Annotated in this window: 19 protein-coding genes; 17 read left to right on the forward strand and 2 right to left on the reverse strand. The window is 47.7% G+C overall.

The features are described 5' to 3' along the window. Window positions 1-15: 15 nt before the first annotated feature. The 17 genes from QEZ41_RS04520 to QEZ41_RS04600 all read left to right on the forward strand — a co-directional run bounded on the left by QEZ41_RS04520 (window position 16) and on the right by QEZ41_RS04600 (window position 15,423). Window positions 16-270 carry an acyl carrier protein gene (locus QEZ41_RS04520; RefSeq protein ID WP_289410196.1) on the forward strand — a complete coding sequence of 85 codons (255 nt, stop codon included), beginning with the start codon at window positions 16-18 and terminating at the stop codon, window positions 268-270. Beyond that, entirely contained in the window at window positions 270-821 is a 552-nt protein-coding gene (locus QEZ41_RS04525; RefSeq protein WP_289410197.1) for a COG4648 family protein, read from the forward strand. The genes QEZ41_RS04520 and QEZ41_RS04525 overlap by 1 nt, the downstream gene beginning before the upstream one ends. After that, a complete protein-coding gene (locus QEZ41_RS04530) occupies window positions 808-2,484 on the forward strand; it encodes an acyl-CoA synthetase family protein (RefSeq protein ID WP_289410198.1) in 1,677 nt (558 codons plus the stop codon). The genes QEZ41_RS04525 and QEZ41_RS04530 overlap by 14 nt, the downstream gene beginning before the upstream one ends. Then, window positions 2,477-3,286, forward strand: a complete 810-nt coding sequence (locus QEZ41_RS04535; protein WP_289410199.1) for a glycosyltransferase family 2 protein — start codon at window positions 2,477-2,479, stop codon at window positions 3,284-3,286. Before QEZ41_RS04530 ends, QEZ41_RS04535 begins: the two co-directional genes overlap by 8 nt. Beyond that, entirely contained in the window at window positions 3,283-4,221 is a 939-nt protein-coding gene (locus QEZ41_RS04540) for a lysophospholipid acyltransferase family protein (RefSeq protein ID WP_289410200.1), read from the forward strand. The genes QEZ41_RS04535 and QEZ41_RS04540 overlap by 4 nt, the downstream gene beginning before the upstream one ends. After that, window positions 4,211-5,776, forward strand: coding sequence for an HAL/PAL/TAL family ammonia-lyase (locus QEZ41_RS04545; protein ID WP_289410201.1), 1,566 nt, complete (start codon window positions 4,211-4,213; stop codon window positions 5,774-5,776). Before QEZ41_RS04540 ends, QEZ41_RS04545 begins: the two co-directional genes overlap by 11 nt. Beyond that, window positions 5,769-6,200, forward strand: coding sequence for an acyl-CoA thioesterase (locus tag QEZ41_RS04550; RefSeq protein ID WP_289410202.1), 432 nt, complete (start codon window positions 5,769-5,771; stop codon window positions 6,198-6,200). The genes QEZ41_RS04545 and QEZ41_RS04550 overlap by 8 nt, the downstream gene beginning before the upstream one ends. Next, window positions 6,193-6,786, forward strand: a complete 594-nt coding sequence (locus QEZ41_RS04555; RefSeq protein ID WP_289410203.1) for an outer membrane lipoprotein carrier protein LolA — start codon at window positions 6,193-6,195, stop codon at window positions 6,784-6,786. The genes QEZ41_RS04550 and QEZ41_RS04555 overlap by 8 nt, the downstream gene beginning before the upstream one ends. Beyond that, window positions 6,761-9,082: an MMPL family transporter gene (locus QEZ41_RS04560; RefSeq protein ID WP_289410204.1), complete on the forward strand. Its 2,322-nt coding sequence runs from the start codon at window positions 6,761-6,763 to the stop codon at window positions 9,080-9,082. The genes QEZ41_RS04555 and QEZ41_RS04560 overlap by 26 nt, the downstream gene beginning before the upstream one ends. A 96-nt stretch (window positions 9,083-9,178) precedes the next feature. After that, window positions 9,179-10,435 (forward strand): NAD(P)/FAD-dependent oxidoreductase, encoded by a 1,257-nt coding sequence (locus QEZ41_RS04565; protein WP_289410205.1) that lies wholly within the window; start codon window positions 9,179-9,181, stop codon window positions 10,433-10,435. Continuing rightward, entirely contained in the window at window positions 10,435-10,914 is a 480-nt protein-coding gene (locus QEZ41_RS04570) for a hypothetical protein (protein WP_289410206.1), read from the forward strand. Before QEZ41_RS04565 ends, QEZ41_RS04570 begins: the two co-directional genes overlap by 1 nt. Next, window positions 10,911-12,119 carry a beta-ketoacyl-[acyl-carrier-protein] synthase family protein gene (locus QEZ41_RS04575; protein ID WP_289410207.1) on the forward strand — a complete coding sequence of 403 codons (1,209 nt, stop codon included), beginning with the start codon at window positions 10,911-10,913 and terminating at the stop codon, window positions 12,117-12,119. The genes QEZ41_RS04570 and QEZ41_RS04575 overlap by 4 nt, the downstream gene beginning before the upstream one ends. Before the next feature lie 4 nt (window positions 12,120-12,123). Next, the gene (locus QEZ41_RS04580) at window positions 12,124-12,570 is read left to right on the forward strand and encodes a hotdog family protein (protein WP_289410208.1); all 447 of its coding nucleotides are present in this window, start codon (window positions 12,124-12,126) and stop codon (window positions 12,568-12,570) included. Beyond that, window positions 12,567-13,295 carry a 3-oxoacyl-ACP reductase FabG gene (gene fabG, locus QEZ41_RS04585; RefSeq protein WP_289410209.1) on the forward strand — a complete coding sequence of 243 codons (729 nt, stop codon included), beginning with the start codon at window positions 12,567-12,569 and terminating at the stop codon, window positions 13,293-13,295. The genes QEZ41_RS04580 and fabG overlap by 4 nt, the downstream gene beginning before the upstream one ends. Next, window positions 13,295-14,527 (forward strand): beta-ketoacyl-ACP synthase, encoded by a 1,233-nt coding sequence (locus QEZ41_RS04590; RefSeq protein WP_434556790.1) that lies wholly within the window; start codon window positions 13,295-13,297, stop codon window positions 14,525-14,527. The genes fabG and QEZ41_RS04590 overlap by 1 nt, the downstream gene beginning before the upstream one ends. Before the next feature lie 2 nt (window positions 14,528-14,529). Continuing rightward, the gene (locus tag QEZ41_RS04595; protein ID WP_289410211.1) at window positions 14,530-14,922 is read left to right on the forward strand and encodes a hypothetical protein; all 393 of its coding nucleotides are present in this window, start codon (window positions 14,530-14,532) and stop codon (window positions 14,920-14,922) included. A 63-nt stretch (window positions 14,923-14,985) separates the two neighbouring features. Further along, window positions 14,986-15,423: an excinuclease gene (locus tag QEZ41_RS04600; RefSeq protein WP_289410212.1), complete on the forward strand. Its 438-nt coding sequence runs from the start codon at window positions 14,986-14,988 to the stop codon at window positions 15,421-15,423. Window positions 15,424-15,515: 92 nt separating this feature from the next. Here the strand turns inward: QEZ41_RS04600 and QEZ41_RS04605 are convergent, their stop codons facing one another. Together QEZ41_RS04605 and hemE are read right to left on the reverse strand one after the other, a co-directional pair. Next, window positions 15,516-16,259: a hypothetical protein gene (locus QEZ41_RS04605; protein ID WP_289410213.1), complete on the reverse strand. Its 744-nt coding sequence runs from the start codon at window positions 16,257-16,259 to the stop codon at window positions 15,516-15,518. A gap of 172 nt (window positions 16,260-16,431) precedes the next feature. Further along, window positions 16,432-17,496, reverse strand: a complete 1,065-nt coding sequence (gene hemE, locus QEZ41_RS04610; protein ID WP_289410214.1) for a uroporphyrinogen decarboxylase — start codon at window positions 17,494-17,496, stop codon at window positions 16,432-16,434. Between the last annotated feature and the right edge of the window lie 63 nt (window positions 17,497-17,559).

The raw sequence follows: 17,559 nt of genomic DNA on the forward strand, positions 1-17,559 counted from the left end.
TTTAAGGAGTACAACATGCAGACACGTGACGACATCTTTGCTTTGCTGCGTGATGCTTTAGTAGAGCTGTTTGAGCTTGATGCAGAGCAGGTTACTTTAGAAGCAAATTTATATGAAGATTTAGAAATTGATAGCATTGATGCTATTGATTTGATTGATCACTTAAAGCAATTAACCGGAAAGAAAATTGCTGCAGAGCAGTTTAAAGCGGTGCGCACAGTCGGTGATGTAGTAGAGGCTATTACTAGCGTTATTAATCAAGCTGATTAATGAAACGGTTGCTTGGCGCATTAATTATCATCAGCGGTATTGCTTACCCTTTTGCTGTTTACTATGGTTTTGAACAGCTATCCGCTGAGTTTTTTGCTGGAATGTTGGCACTGATTTGGTTAGCACGATCCATCGCAGCTCCAGAAGTTAAAAACCACCTAATGACAGCGGTGGTATTAATTTTTTGTGTTGTGCTGGTGATATTTAAAAATCCAGTCTTGCTGCATTGGTATCCAGTGATAATTAATCTGATGCTTTTGGCTATTTTCTTGGTTAGCCTGTATCACGGTCCTCCTATCATTGAGCGATTAGCACGCTTACACGAAGCCGACCTGCCTGAGCATGCCATAAGCTATGTAAGAAAAGTTACTCAAGCTTGGGTCGTTTTTTTCTTTTGCAACGCTATGATTGCCGCTTTGCTAACGCTTGCTGCCCCGCGCTCTTGGTGGCTCCTGTATAACGGTTTTATAGCCTATTTATTAATTGGTTTGATGTTTGCCATTGAGTGGTTGGTACGTCAGCGAGTAAAAAAAAACCATGAGCTGGATTGATTTACAAGAACTATTGTTACAACAACACCCGCAAACTTTGGCGGGTTCACCTGAACTTCAGCATGCGGATTTGATTGAACAGTCGCTGTGTTTTGCTGCTGGTTTGCAACAGCGCAAAATTAAAAGCATAGCCCTGTATTTATTGGATGCTGGGGATTTAGCCGTGGCTTTGCTGGGTGCTTGGCGTGTCGGAGTGCAAGTTGTACTGCCTGGTGATATGCAGGCGCAGACGCAGCAACGCTTGAGCGCTCAGGTGGATGTGTTTATTTCTGATATCAGTCAAATCCATGGTTTTTTTACCGATCCCTTGCCCGCTGCTGCTTTAGCGCTTGATGAACCGCTGTTGATATTATCCACGTCAGGTTCAACCGCGCAGCCTAAGCTGATTCCAAAAACGCTACGTCAATTGCATAACGAATTGCAGGTACTGGAACAACTATGGGGCCAGTCGCTACAGCAAGCGGTTTTTATGGGTAGTGTTATTACTCAGCATATTTACGGCTTGCTATTTCGTTTGCTCTGGCCGTTGTGTGCAGGACGTTATTTTATCCGTCAACACCTGCCTTTTGCCGAAGAATTGCAACAACACAGCATGGCCTGTATCGCCCAGCAACGCCCTTTTGTTTGGGTGTGTAGTCCGGCTTTGCTTAAGCGCATGGGCAGTAATTTAGACTGGCCACAGCTTGCCAAGGTGGCACAGGTGTTTTCCTCTGGTGGTGCATTACCTGAAAAATCAGGCTTGGATTTGGCCGAAAAGCTCAAACAATCCGTTACCGAGGTGTATGGCAGCTCAGAGACGGGTGGTATTGCTTGGCGACAAGGTGGCCAACAGTGGCACACTTTTCCTCAGGTGTGTATTAGCCAGCAAGAAAATGGCGCGTTGGCGGTCCGTTCGCCTTGGCTTGCCGTAGAGACTGAATACACCAGCGATGCCGTAGAGTTACTGTCCCCGCAGAGTTTTATTTTAAAAGGTCGGTTGGATCGTGTGGTTAAGTTGGAAGAAAAACGTATTTCTCTACCTTTCTTAGAAGACAGTCTGCAGCAGCATCCTTGGGTGGCAGAGGCGTGTTTAGCCGTTACACAAAGCGGTCGTGCCAGTATTTCAGCTTTGATTGTGCTTAATGAGCAAGGATTACACCATCTGCGCAACAGTGGTCGTCGGCAGTTAACCGAGCAACTCAGGCAGCACTTATCAGGTTACTGCGAAGCGATGGCACTGCCCAGGCGCTGGCGGTTTATTGAGCAGCTGCCGCTCAATGCGCAAGGCAAGATAATACATAGCCAAGTGATGGATAGTTTGCAGCAGGAACGACCTAAATTACCCATTGTTAAACAGGTTACAGGTGCGGATTTTAACTGGCAGCTTGAATTAAAAATCCCCCATGATTTGGCTTATTTTTCTGGTCATTTTCCAAGCGCCCCGGTGTTACCGGGCGTGGTACAGGTGGACTGGGCGCTGCACTTAGCACAGCAGCATATGTCTTTGCCTAGTGATTTTGCAGGCATGGAAGTACTTAAGTTTCAGCAGCTCGTTCGTCCTGCTGATGAGGTGTCGTTAAGTCTGCGTTTTGAGCCTGAGAAAAATAAACTCTATTTTGCTTTTACTATGGCGGATACGCCCTGCTCGTCTGGGCGCATACTTTTGGCTGATCAGCATGGCTAACGCTCACCCTGAAAAAACAATCCAGCAGCACAGCAACACAGAACAATCCGGTGCGGATGCTGTGCAGACGTTTAAAGTATGCGTGGTTATTCCTGTGTGTAACCACGGTCAACCGCTGATTAAGGTAGTAGACCAGCTACGGCAGCGCGGTTTGTCTTGTGTGTTAGTGGATGATGCCTCGAATGCGCAAACAGTTGAAATCATGGATGAATTAGCGCAACAAGAGCAGATATTTTTAGTGCGCCACAGTGTGAATAAAGGCAAAGGTGGTGCGGTAATGAGTGGTTTGCGTTATGCGCAATCACTGGGCTTTACTCATGCCTTGCAAGTGGATGCGGATGGGCAGCATGACTTACAGCAAGTAGAGTTCTTTATTCGTGCTGCCAGCGAGCAGCCACAGATGATGGTTTGTAGTTATCCACAATACGACGCCTCTGTCCCCAAGGGGCGTTACTATGCGCGCTATCTAACGCATGTGTTGGTGTGGCTGGAAACTCTATCCTTGTCGATCCGTGACTCCATGTGTGGTTTTCGAGTGTATCCGCTGGACTCTGCAGTAAAGCTGATTAACGAAGTTAAGCTTGGTCAACGCATGGATTTTGATATTGAAATTCTAGTGCGTTTATTTTGGCGTGATGTGGGTATGCAGTGGTATCCAGTAAAGGTTATTTATCCGGAAGATGGATTATCTAATTTCCGTCCTTGGCAAGATAATTGGCTGATTAGCAAAATGCATACAAAGCTTATTTTTGGCATGCTTTGGCGTGCTCCGCGTACACTGTGGCGCAGGTTAGCGCAATGAACGCAAAAACAAATACACATTGGGCGAGTCAGAGCGAACGTGGCAGTTTTTGGTTGATGAAGCTTACCTTACTACTCACAAGGATTTTTGGCCGCAGACTGGTTGCGCCGCTGTTGTATATGATAGTGTTTTATTTTTTTGTCACGGGACGAGTCGCACGCAAAAGTATTAATACCTACTACGCAAATCTTGCCCAGTGGAGTGGTCGAGACGCGTTAAAGCCCACTCTTTTAAAAACCTTCCGCCAATTTATGTCATTTGCGCAAAGCATATTGGACAAATTTGATGTGTGGCATGGGCGCTTAGGTTTGCAGCATTTAGATGTGGATGATCCACATGCCGTACGCCAGCAAACACATATGCAACAAGGACGTGGGCAAATTTTGGTGGGTGCGCACCTGGGCAATCTTGAAGTATGTCGTGCGTTGGCGGAAGTCGGTAAGAAAGTACGCATGAATGTGTTGGTGCATACAACCCATGCGCAACAGATCAATCGGCTATTAAATGAAAGCGGTGCGAGTAATTTGCGTTTAATTCAAGTCTCCGAGCTTGATGCGGCAACCATGTTGCAATTGAATCAGCGTATTGATGAAGGCGAATGGTTAGCCATTGCTGGAGACCGGGTCCCCTTGCAGGATAAGCGTTTAAGTTTGGTGCAGTTTTTAGGTCAGCCTGCCTATTTGCCGCAAGGCCCTTGGTTGTTAGCTGGCTTGTTACAATGCCGGGTCAATTTGTTTTTTTGTTTAAAAACAAAGGGTCGTTACCGTATATGTCTGGAGCCTTTTGCTCAACGTATTGAATGGCAGCGTCACAGTCGTCAAAAAATACTAGATGATTGCGCGCAACAGTTTGCTGATCGTTTGGCTTTGCGTTGTTTGGAAGCGCCCGATCAATGGTTTAATTTTTACCCGTTTTGGAACACAGATGAACAATAAATCCCTTAAAAAAGTTATTTTTGGTACTCAACCGATAACCATCGAGCAGGTTGTCGCTATTGCTCAAGGTGAAGTAGAAGTTGCTCTGCAAGCGGATCAAGATTTTCGCGCGCGCATTCAGCGCGGTGCACAGTTCTTAGATACTTTGCTGGATCGTGAAGGTGTTATTTATGGGGTTACCACCGGCTACGGTGACTCCTGTGTGGTGCCTGTACCATTGCATCAGGTTGAGGCTTTACCTAAAGGGCTGTTCACTTTCCACGGTTGTGGAATGGGTAAACACTTTGATGCTGCTGAAACGCGGATGATTTTAGCTGCGCGTTTGCAGTCACTATGTTTTGGCATGTCAGGTGTACGCTTTGAGTTATTAGAGCGCCTGTGTGCATTTTTACAGCACGATATTTTACCTTTAATTCCTGAAGAAGGTTCGGTGGGCGCTAGTGGTGATTTAACTCCACTGTCCTATGTGGCGGCAACCTTGTCGGGCAAGCGTCAGGTGTTATATCAGGGTGAGGTGTGTGAGTCGGCGCAGGTGCATCAGCAATTGGGCTGGCAGCCGTTGGTACTGCGTCCAAAAGAAGCTTTGGCCTTGATGAATGGCACTGCAGCAATGACCGGTGTGGCGTGCGAGGTGTATTCCCGTGCTGAGTACATGCTTAAGTTAGCGACACGTATTACCGCGCTGAACATGGTGGCACTAGAAGGCAATGTACAGCATTTTGATGAACGTTTGTTTTTAGCTAAGCCGCATTTGGGGCAGATGCAGGTTGCGGCTTGGTTGCGTGATGATCTCGATGTCACTGAGACTTCAGCGGATCAGGAGCTGTTTTGTTTAAATGGCTTGCACCGTTTGCAAGATCGCTACTCGCTACGCTGTGCACCGCACGTGCTGGGTGTGTTGGCTGATAGCCTAGGATGGTTACGTACCTTTATTGAAACAGAGTTAAACAGTGCCAACGATAACCCCATTATTGATGCTGAGCAGGAACGTGTATTACACGGCGGCCACTTTTATGGCGGGCATATAGCTTTTGCTATGGACAGCTTGAAAAACCTGGTAGCTAACGTGGCTGATCTACTGGACCGTCAATTGGCTTTATTAGTGGATACCCGGTATAACCACGGCTTGCCGAGTAATTTATCAGGCGCATCCAAAGAGGTTGCCATGATTAACCATGGCTTTAAGGCGGTACAGATTGCCGCGAGTGCATGGACGGCTGAAGCCTTAAAAAACACCATGCCGGCCAGCGTGTTTTCTCGCTCAACTGAATGTCATAACCAAGACAAAGTAAGCATGGGTACTATTGCTGCGCGTGATGCGCGGCGCAGTCTTGAGTTAACCGAGCAGGTGGCCGCTGCTACATTGTTGGCTGCTAAGCAGGGAGTTTGGCTGCGTCAGCAACAAGGTTCGCTGTCAATCAATGCACGCTTGGTCCAGATGCTTGATGAGATGTCAGAAACCTATCAGCCCTTGCTTGAAGATCGTGCCTTAGAGTATGAGCTGCGGCATTGTGTGGAGCAAATCAAACAGCAACATTGGAGTCTATATGCGTAAAAAAGGCGTTATTCAGGCAAATGTTACGCTCGAAGTTCCTTTTTTTGATGTGGATATGATGGACATTGTCTGGCACGGCCACTATGTGAAATATTTTGAAGTCGCCCGCTGTGCATTGCTGGATAAAATTAACCACAATTACACACAAATGCGTGACAGTGGTTATGGCTGGCCCGTGATAGATATGCAGCTGCGTTATATTAAAGCGGCGGTTTTTGGGCAAAAAATCACGGTAACCGCTGACCTGATTGAGTGGCAAGAGCGTTTAAAAATAAACTATTTGATTTGTGATACACAAACAGGCGAGCGTTTAACCCGTGGCAGTAGCATCCAAGTGGCTATTGAGTTAGCCAGTGGTGAAATGCAATTTGTTACCCCAGCGGTGCTCCATACAGCCGTGGCTGAGGCAATAGCCAATGAATAGGCTGTTTGTGTTTGTATGTGCTTTCTTGCTAAACCAAAGCCTTTGGGCTTTTGATGAACAGGATTTAGCTCAGCAGCTGGCGAAAATTGAGGTATTGCGTGGTGAGTTTGTGCAAGAAAAATTTTTGCGCGGGCTTGATGCACCCTTGACCAGCAAGGGCAACTTTGTTTTGGCGAAACAACAGGGTTTGCTGTGGAATTTACAGGCTCCGCTGGTGCGTAGTTACCGTATTACAGCCACGGGCATTGCTTTGCGGGTTGCTGACCAATGGCAGTTACAAACCAAGCAGGATGCCGCCAATCGGCAAAGTCGTTTGTTTTTAGCGGTGTTGGCCGGTGATCAACAAGGCTTAAAGGAAGATTTTAGTTTTGCGCTTTCTGGTGATATGCATGACTGGCAGTTGGTGCTAAGCCCTAAAGCGCTCTTGCTGCAGCAGATTTTTACGCAAATCGTAATCAAAGGCGCTGATTATGTGCACAGTATCGAGCTGCATGAAACACAGGGTGATCGTACGCTAATGCGTATGGAAAACGTTGAGCAATACAGGATGCTGAAGGCCGATGAGAAGCAAGCCTTTAGCTCTTGAGCAGCGTTTATTTGCAGCTTTTATTGCGCTGCTCGTTATTTTAGCGGGGCTGAGCCTGTGGCAATGGCGTGCCGAGTCGCCGGTTAGCGCCAACCTCTTACAAATCCTTCCTCATGCAGACAACAATCAGCTAATTGAATATGCGCAGCAGCGTACCCAAGCGGTGCTTGATCAAGAGTTGATTGTGTTAATTCAACACCCTCAAGCCAGTCAACGGCTCAGCGGCTGGGCTAAGCAATTGCAGGACAGCGGCCAGTTTTCTCATGTCGAATATCAACTCAGCACTAACCTTAAACAGCTAAGTCAGCAGCTGTTAGCGGGTCGTGCCAGTTTTGTGCCTTTGGCAGTGCGTGAACAATTAGCACAACAGCCGCAGCAGTTTTTTAGCGAGCGAATAAATGAAATCTTTGACCCGTTGGGTGGGTTTTCCTTAGTCAGCGTGCAGCAGGATTGGCTGGGTCTGACGGGTAAAATACAGCACAGCTTACAAAGCGTCAGTCGAGTTCAGAGCGATGCACAAGGGTTTTTGTTTGTCGATAGCCCAACCGGTGATTGGTATTTACTGCGCTTACGCAGCCAACAAAGCGGCTTTGCCGATGCCAGTGTGTTAAAGGTTGCGGAGCAAATTCAACAGCTGGCGCAGCAAATCAAACAGCAAGGAGGTCAAGTTTTAGCCAGTGGCGGCTTGTTATTTAGCGCCCAGGCGCAGCAGCAAGCAGGTTTTGAGATTCAGTGGCTGGGCGGTATTTCGCTGCTAGGCTCGTTGTTGTTAATTGTGTGGTTGTTTCGCCGTTTTAATAGCCTCGTTGCGTTGCTGCCTGCCCTGTTTGGTCTGTGGGTTGGGGTGACCGCTTGCATTGCCGTGTTTGGCTATATTCATGCGCTGACGCTGGTGTTAGGCATTAGCCTGATTGGTGTCACCATCGATTTTCCGATGCATTATTTGTCTAAAGGTTGGGTGATGCAGCCTTGGCATAGCGCTAAGGTATTGCGTGCTACTTTGCCGGGCCTAACACTGGGTGTGCTCAGTAATGCCATAGGCTATGTGGCTTTGGCGTTTACGCCGTTTCCGGCTTTATCGCAGGTGGCGGTATTTTCGGTTGCGGGGCTACTGGCCGCCTATGTGTGTACTATTTGCTGTTTGCCATGGCTGCTGGCCAAACCCGATGCGGTGCAGCCTTGGCGATTACCTTTAGCTTGGATGCAGCGGTTATTAACCTGGCATAAAGCTATTTTTACGCGGCTTAATGGGTATGCCCTAGCTTTTGTTTTATTGATTTTTGTTGTGGTCGGCTTTGCCCAGTTGCAGCTGCATAATGATTTGCGCCAGTGGGTCGTGCCAGCGCCTGAGTTATTGGAGCAGGCACAGCGCATTGGTCAATTAACCGGACAGCAACCAACCAGCCAGTTTTTTTTGCTACAGGGTGCAGATGAGCCACAGCTTATTGAACGCTTATCAAGTTTGCAGCAGCAGTTGGATCAGCATGTGGCGCAGGGTGATTTGTCCGGTTATCAATCCATTACTGACCTGTTAGCGGGCTTGCTCGGCCAGCCATCCTTAGCGCATGCCTTGGCCGTCATTAATGAGCAGGATCTACAGCCCTTTGCTGATGCGGGGATTGCTACAGGGTTAATCGAGCAAGAGATTCAACAGCTACAGGCGCAACAGCCGCTTTCGATTGAGCAGGCGCTGGCGTCTGACCTGGGTGAACCTTGGCGCATGCTGTGGCTCGGTAAACAGGATAATCAGTATGTGGCGATGGTGCGTTTACAAGGATTGCGTAATAGTCAAGCACTAGCCGAGCTTGCCCAGCAACAAGAGGGTGTGATTTGGGTGGATCGTCCCGCTCAGTTAAATCAGCTGTTTCAGCACACGCAAAGCTATGCGCTGTGGTCGAAAGTTCTAGCAAGCGTGGCGATCTTTATTGTGTTAATGGTATTTCTTGGTTGGCGCGGTGCGTTACGTACGCTGAGCGTATCGCTTTTTGCGGCGTTATTAGCTGCTGCAAGCCTAGGCTGGCTGGGTTTACCGGTAACATTATTTAGTGTGTTTGGCTTGCTGCTCGTCACGGCCATTGGTGTGGACTATGCCATCATCATGTACGAGGGCGTCGGCGGTCAGGCTGCTAGTTTGCTAGGTGCGTTTTTGGCTGCTATTACGACCTGGCTGTCCTTTGGTTTGCTGGCGCTGTCTAGCACACCAGCGGTCAGTAGTTTTGGCATAGCAGTGAGTTTGGGTTTGGTGTTTAGTTTTTTATTAGCGCCTTGGGCGTCTAAAGGCAATCCGTCTGCATGATTGTTCTATAGGCAGAAGGTTCTGTACTGGTTGACCTATATTGTGCGTAACATATAGCGTTTTGTTTAGGGATTTACTGGCAAAGGTATTGTGAGTATGGTGCAAGATAATTTAGCAGTTGAGCAACACCCAGTTGTAGTCATAGGTGCAGGTCCTTCTGGTTCTATTGCTTCTGCTATTTTGCAGCGCAAAGGCCATCAGGTTTTGGTGATTGAGCGGCAGGAATTTCCACGCTTTGTGATTGGTGAAAGTCTGTTGTCGCATTGCTTAGACTTTATTGAAGAAGCCGGCATGTTAGAGGCTGTACGCAATGCCGGTTTGCAAATTAAGCATGGCGCGGCCTTTGGTTGGGGCGAGCGCTATACCGAATTTGATTTCCGCGAGACCTACACCCCCGGTATGGGCAGCACCTATCAGGTGAGACGTGCAGGTTTTGATAAGTTGTTGGCGGACCAAGCCCAAGCTCAGGGAGTTGAAATTCGTTACCAAGAAGAAATTGTGGCGGTGGATAACTCTTCAGGTAAACCGCTGTTAACAGTGCGCCGCATAGCAGATGACAGCCAGTATCAAATACAGGCCGAGTTTATGCTGGATGCCAGCGGTTATGGGCGGGTGTTGCCACGCTTGCTGGACTTAGAGCTGCCCTCTGCCCTGCCAGTACGTAAAGCGGTGTTTACCCATGTGCGTGATTGTATTGATGACCCGCAGTTTAACCGTGAAAAAATTCTGATTACCACCCACCCTGAAATGCGTGATGTATGGTACTGGAGTATTCCTTTTAGTGACGGCTATTGCTCACTAGGAGTAGTGGCGTTGGAGGAACGTTTCGACGATCGTCCGGAAGATTTAGAGACCTGTCTGCGAGAGTTTGTTAGCGAAGCACCGAACTTGAAGCGTATTTTTAAACATGCGATTTGGGATCAACCGATGCGCACGCTGGGTGGTTATTCGGCCAACGTAAAAACGTTACACGGTTCAGGTTTTGCTTTGCTAGGTAATGCGGCTGAGTTTTTAGATCCAGTGTTTTCCTCTGGGGTAACCATTGCCATGCGCTCTTCAAGCATGGCGGCTAATTTGCTCGACCGTCAGTTACGCGGTGAGACGGTGGACTGGGAAACTGAGTTTGCTAAGCCGTTAAAAGTGGGCGTGGAAACCTTCCGCACCTATGTCGAAGGCTGGTATGACACCTCGTTTCAGGATGTGATTTATTATGAAAACCCACAGCCGGAAGTAAAGCGCATGCTGTGCTCGATTTTGGCCGGCTATGCTTGGGATGAAACCAACCCTTATGTGGCCGATTCTCGCCGTCGCTTAGCGGTGTTAGCAGAATTGTGTCGTATGCAGTCGCAATAATGCTCAAGCGTTGGTTAGCGTTTTTAGCGGTGTTGTTGCTTGCCGGTTGTGCGGGGCAACGGACGGTACCTGACTTTCCTCAAGTAGAGTCTATTTGGCCGTTACCTGTACAACTGCTAGTGCAGGTTGAACAGCAGCAAGTAGAAGATTATTTGCTGGTTATCCAAGAACAGCATGACGGCGTGCGTTTTTCGTTGTTTAACCCAATGGGAATGCCGGTGGCGCGACAAGTATTACAGCGTGGGCGTTGGCTAGCGGAAGGGCTTTTACCGCCGAATCAGCAGGCTAAACAGTGGTTTGCAGCGGTGTTGTTTGCCCTTATGGTGCCTGAACAGGCCGCGCGTTTGTATCCTGAGGCACAAATAAGCGAACAGGCACGCGCATTAAAGGCCCAATGGCGGGTTGAATACGTCTCTGCAGAGCAGTTTATTCTGTATCTCGACAACCAACAAAAAATAACAGTACAGCATCTACAATGATAAAAACTAAGAGTTACTTATCCGCGTTAGGCTTGGTGTGTCCGCTGGGGAGCAGCAAACAGCAGGTGGCAAAAAATTTGTTAGCCGGCGACAGTTCGGGTATGCAACCGGTGACGGGCTGGATTCCTGAAACCACCGCGATATGCGGTGTAGTAAATGCGCCATTGCCGCCAGTAAACTCCAAGTACCCATGGCAAAACTCTAGGAACAATCAATTATTGCTGGCCGCGACCGAGCAAATAATGCCTGAGCTAGACGTGGCGATTGTACGCTATGGCAAGGCGCGTATAGCGGTGATTATTGGCACCAGTACCAGCGGCATCTATGAAGCAGGTTTGCATATTACTGAATTGCACTGTGAGGGTGTTTTACCGCAGGCGTTTGATTATCGCCGGCAAGAGCTGGGTGATCCGGCGTTATTTTTAAGTCATTGGCTGGATTTGTCAGGCCCCAGCTACAGTATTTCAACGGCTTGTACCTCAAGTGCGCGCGCGCTAATCAGCGCTAAGCGCATGTTGCAGGCGGGTTTGTGTGATGCGGTTATTTGTGGTGGCTCTGATAGCCTATGCCATTTAACACTGAATGGATTTTCGAGTTTAGAGGCGGTTAGTACGGCGCATTGCAATCCGTTTTCCAAAAATCGTCAAGGCATTAATATTGGCGAAGCGGCGGTGGTGTTTTTGTTAACCCGCGAACTGCTGCATGATGACCAGCCCACGCCTGTGCTTGCAGGGGTTGGGGCAAGCTCTGATGCGTACCATATTTCAGCACCTCAGCCTGAGGGTGAGGGTGCTGTTAAGGCCATGCAATTAGCTTTGGCCGATGCACAGCTTGTGCCTGAGCAAATTAGTTATATTAATTTGCACGGTACCGCGACCCAGCATAACGACTCGATGGAGTCTGCAGCGGTGAATCAGTTGTTTGGTGCTGGCAAGCCTTGCTCATCAACCAAGCCGTTAACTGGTCACACGCTTGGGGCTGCTGGAGCTTTGGAAGCCGCCTTTTGTTGGCTGGCTATGCAAGGTAGCTATAACCCAAGCAAGCTGCATATACCGCATGTGTGGGATGGCGCTGCAGATGCAGAGTTAGCGCAGCTTAATTTATGTAAGGCTGGACATAGGTTTGCGCAAGGTGTTGAGCCTTGGTTAATGAGTAACTCTTTTGCCTTTGGTGGTAACAATACAAGTTTGATTTTAGGGTTTTAAGTGGATGTGGCCTCTTGCTGAGTTATTACCCCATGCGGGTAATATGATTTTATTGGAGCGAATTGAGCATTACGATGATGAGACTATCGTTGCTTATTTAACAGTGCGTGACGGCTGTTTATTTAGCCAAGCAGATGGCAGTTATCCGGCTTATTTAGGGGTGGAATTGATGGCGCAAGCAATCGCTGCTTATGCGGGATTGAAGGCTAGACATGCAGGTGAGCCTGTTCGGCTTGGGTTTTTGTTAGGTACCCGCAAGTATGAGTCTAATGTCAGCCGTTTTCCTTTAGGCAGTGAGTTACGGGTTAGTGCTAAACGCTCACTGGAAGATGATAGCGGGATGGGCGTGTTTGAATGCGAGCTTACCTCTGATGATATTCAGGTTTGTGCTAGATTAAACGTTTATCGCCCCAACAATGTGACAAGTTATATTCAGGAGACTCCCCCTTGAGCGAACGTATTTTAGTAACGGGTTCTAGCCGTGGTATTGGTCGTGCAATCGCATTACGTTTAGCGCAAGCAGGTTTTGATATTAGCCTGCATTGTCGTAGCGGTTTGGCCGAAGCAGAACAAGTCGCCGAGCAAGTTAAAGCGTTGGGACGGCAAGTCGATATTTTGCAGTTTGATGTAGCTGATCGACAAGCAGTACGCGAGCAGCTTGAGCAGGCGATTGAGCGCAATGGTGCTTGGTACGGCGTAGTGTGCAATGCCGGTTTAACGCGCGACGGTGCTTTCCCGGCGTTAACTGAAGATGATTGGGACACTGTGCTCAGAACCAATTTAGACGGCTTTTACAACGTATTGCATCCGCTAATGATGCCCATGATTCGCCGCCGTAAAGCAGGACGTATCGTATGTATGACTTCTGTTTCTGGTCTTATTGGTAACCGCGGTCAGGTGAATTACAGTGCTTCAAAAGCAGGCATAATTGGTGCCGCAAAGTCGCTGGCTATTGAGCTGGCTAAGCGCAAAATTACGGTAAATTGCGTTGCACCTGGTTTAATCGATACTGCGATGCTGGACGAACACGTGCCAGTAGCTGAAATGCTGAAAATGATTCCAGCGCAGCGCATGGGTACAGCAGAGGAAGTGGCTGGAGTGGTTAATTTTTTGATGTCTGATGAAGCGTCTTATATTACGCGTCAGGTAATCGCAGTGAATGGCGGACTATGTTAATGGTTGGATTAAAGCGTGTAGTTATTACGGGAATAGGTGGTGTTTCCGCACTAGGCGATGATTGGGCAACCATCAGCGATAATTTTCTGAATAATCGCAGCGGCATTCGCTACATGCACGAGTGGGATCGTTTTACCGATTTAAATACGCGCTTGGGTGGTCCGCTTAATGATTTCACTGTACCGGCGCACTGGACACGCAAACAATTACGCAGCATGGGTCCTGTATCGCAATATGTAGTGTATGCGGCTGAACGTGCTTTAGATGACGCTGGATTGTTAGGTGAGCCCAGTATTCAAGATGGTCGTATGGGTGTGGCCTGTGGCTCATCAACGGGCAGTCCGCAAGAAGCAAAAAACTTTGCCAATATGCTCTTGAACTCAGTATCACATGGTCTAAATGCCAACACCTATGTGCGAATGATGCCGCATACTACAGCCGCCAATATCAGTATTTTCTTTGGTCTAAAGGGGCGTGTTATTCCTACCTCAAGCGCCTGTACCAGCGGTAGTCAAGGCATTGGTTATGCCTATGAAGCGATTAAGTTCGGCTGTATTCCGATGATGTTGGCCGGTGGTGGGGAAGAGTTATGTGCTACTGAAGCCATGGTATTTGATGCGCTGTATGCCACCAGTTTAAAAAATGATACGCCCACCAAGACGCCACAGCCCTATGATGTTGACCGAGATGGTTTAGTTATCGGTGAGGGTGCAGGTATTTTTGTACTGGAAGAGTTAGAGCATGCCTTGGCACGTGGTGCGCACATTTATGCAGAAATTGTAGGGTTTGGCAGCAATGCTGATGGCTCACACATTACCAAGCCAGAAAAAAACACCATGCGTATTGCTATGGAGCTGGCTTTGCAGGATGCACAGTTGCCAGCAAGTGCCATCGGTTATGTAAACGGTCACGGCACGGCGACTGATTCAGGTGACATAGCTGAAACCCAGGCCACCAGTGAGCTGTTTGGCGAACAGATGCCTATCAGCTCACAAAAAAGCTTTTTAGGCCATACGCTAGGCGCCTGTGGCGCGCTAGAGTCTTGGTTTAGTATTCAGATGATGAACTCTGACACCTATATCCATACACTCAATCTAAACAACGTGGATAGTCGCTGCGGAGCGTTAGATTATTTAACGGCACCACGCCAGATGCAGAATGAGTACGTGATGAATAATAACTTTGCTTTTGGCGGCATTAATACGTCTTTGGTTTTTAAACGCTGGAGTTAACAATGAAAAAAACAGGGATTGCGCTTAGTCTTTGTACTTTTTTGCTGATTGGTTGCGGTACTTCTGCACCCGTTATGAGTATCAGCCAGACGGTTGCTACTCAGCAAGCCGGTGACTCGATGCGTACGCAGAGCGCAATTTATGAGGCACTACAAGGACGTGGCTGGCAGTTACAGTCAGACGATGGTCAGAAAATAATTGCGCGTTATAACAAACATGATCGCCATCTAGCGGTCATACAGATTGATTACAGTGCTTATAGGTACTCTATTAAGCACGTGTCTAGCCAAGGTTTGGACTATAACGTGAAGCGCAACAGTATCCATAGAAATTTTAATCGCTGGATTAAAAACTTAGAAATGGATATAAATACCAAATTAAGTTTCATGCCTTAATCAGGCAGGGCGAGCTACGTTATTATGCGGAAGTAATGTGGTTAAATCAAAGCGAGGTGATTTATGAAATTAAAAACAATTTTGGCGGTATTTTTAACCGCACTGTGCTTGCCGATTGTGTCGCAAGCACGCGATACGACTCATTTTTTAAACTTTAACGAGGTGCTTCAAGAAGCTTTAGCCGCAGGACGGTTGGATGGCAGTGTAAAGTTTTACTTAGATAGCCAACCCAGTGGCGCAAAGGTTATTCGTAAGGGTTTGACTACCAGTAAGAAAACCAACGCCTTTAATAAATCAGACCAGGCGGCGTGCAGTTGGGCGTTGCAGTCTGCACTCATACAGTTCGAAACAGCGGCCAAGAATGCAGGCGCTAATGCGGTGGTGAACTTGGTGAGTAACTATAAGCATAATGTGTATAAGAGCCGCGATAATTATGAATGTCATGCAGGCGGTATATTGGCTGGTGTAGCGCTCAAAGGTGATTTGGCGAAGACGCGTTAATCGTTATTTCGCACTTTTTAGCTTAAACAACAAAAAAACCTTGCCCAGAGCAAGGTTTTTTTGTGCATCATTGAATTGACGGTGTTTATAGTTTACGGATAACCAGGTTCTTGTGAATTTAGAATCACATCAGAGACGCGATAGGTACCGGAATAAGCAGATTGATTAGAAAACACTACACGGCCTTGACCCTTGTAGTAATAAATCGTGCGATGGGCGTCCTTTCCTGAAAAATTAAAGGGAATAAATGCCTTGCCAGTAATATGGCTGTTTGTTGATGTAGGAGAGCCCGCTAGGACGTCTACTTCCTGCATGCTCATGCCCACTTTGATCTCGGCTAAAGAAACTTTATCGCTGGATTTAGATTTGGCTGCAGGTTGAGTTTTAGCCGCTGGTTTTGCAGCAGTGTCGGTTTTGGTTAAGTTGACTGAGCCGGGCTGAAACTGTGTTACCGAACCATCTTTAAGGTTTTTTAACGCTTTTTGTGCATGTTTCTTAACTTTTTTAAAAGAGGTGTTCGTGTGGATATTTTTTATCACGGATTGGTAACGCGAGTTACCTGAGCTACCTAGCGCGACGATAGCCCAAGAGGTTGCATCAATTTGATTGCCGCCGGGTTTTTGATAATCCATCCACAGGCGCTCAGCCAGTGCATCCAGTACTTCTACTTCATCCATACCTGTCTGTTGGATACTTTTTGCCACATCTCTGACTGTGCCAGGGCCACCTTGGCTAATTCGCTCGATATAGTGCTGCCCTACGCTACTCACAGCCTGTGCTGTGGCTGCAACAAAAAATAACGCAAGTGTTACTGCCCTGACTAAAAGTGTCTTCATCTAGATATCCTCGGTTAAAATGAAATTGGATTGGCAATTGTATGTGTTTTTTGTAGCAGAGTGTGAACGAACAATAGTAGAAGTAAAGCGGTGTCTCATTTTACAAAAAAATAAAAAAAGCCTCTTTAAAAAGAGGCTTTTAAAGTTTTAGAGCGTGTCTAGGATGCTGTACTTATTGATGGTACTTAGCTGATAACTCATGTACCGCTTCAATAAAGGCGCCGGCGTTTTCTGGTTTTACTTCTGGGGTGATGCCGTGGCCTAGGTTGAACACGTGACCTTCGCCGTGGCCATAGCTGGCCAAAATACGCTCAACTTCTTTGCGAATACCTGCGGGGCTGGCATAGAGCGCCGAAGGGTCCATGTTGCCTTGCAAGGCAACCTTGTCGCCGACACGCTGACGGGCAACACCCATGTCACAGGTCCAGTCGAGTCCTAAAGCTTCTACACCGGTGTCAGCCATGGACTCAAGCCACAGACCGCCGCCCTTGGTGAATAGAATGACCGGCACGCGGCGACCGTCGTTTTCACGAATTAAGCCATCCACAATTTTCTTCATATAGGCTAAAGAAAACTCTTGGTAAGCCGCTGAAGACAAGCTACCGCCCCAGCTATCAAAAATCTGTACCGCCTGTGCACCTGCTAAAATCTGCGCATTCAGGTAGCTAGTGACTGATTGAGCCAGCTTATCTAGTAGTCTGTGCATCGCTGCTGGATTGTCATACATGAAAGCTTTGCTCTTGCGGAAATCCTTGGATGAGCCGCCTTCAACCATATAGGTGGCGAGCGTCCAGGGGCTGCCAGCAAAGCCAATCAAGGGTACACGGCCATTGAGTTCGCGGCGAATGGTACGTACGGCATCCATAACATAACCAAGGTCTTGCTCGGGATCTGGAATAGGTAGTGCGTCAATGGCTTCTGGGGTGTCGACTATTTTCTTAAAGCGTGGACCTTCACCCGTTTCAAAATACAACCCTAAGCCCATCGCATCTGGAATAGTCAGGATGTCGGAGAATAAAATAGCTGCGTCTAAAGGGTATCGTTCAAGTGGTTGCAGTGTAACTTCACAGGCCATTTCTGGGTTCATGCATAAACCCATAAAATCACCTGCTTTGGCGCGACTTGCACGGTATTCAGGCAAATAACGCCCTGCCTGGCGCATCATCCAAACTGGGGTTACATCTACAGGCTGCTTAAGCAGTGCACGGAGAAAACGATCATTTTTCAGAGCAGTCATATTAACGTCCAATTAACGAGTAAGAAGCCATTTCGCTGAAATTGCGATACTAGGCAGGTAGTT

This window comes from Thiopseudomonas acetoxidans (assembly GCF_030362935.1).
Classification (GTDB): Bacteria; Pseudomonadota; Gammaproteobacteria; order Pseudomonadales; family Pseudomonadaceae; genus Thiopseudomonas; species Thiopseudomonas acetoxidans.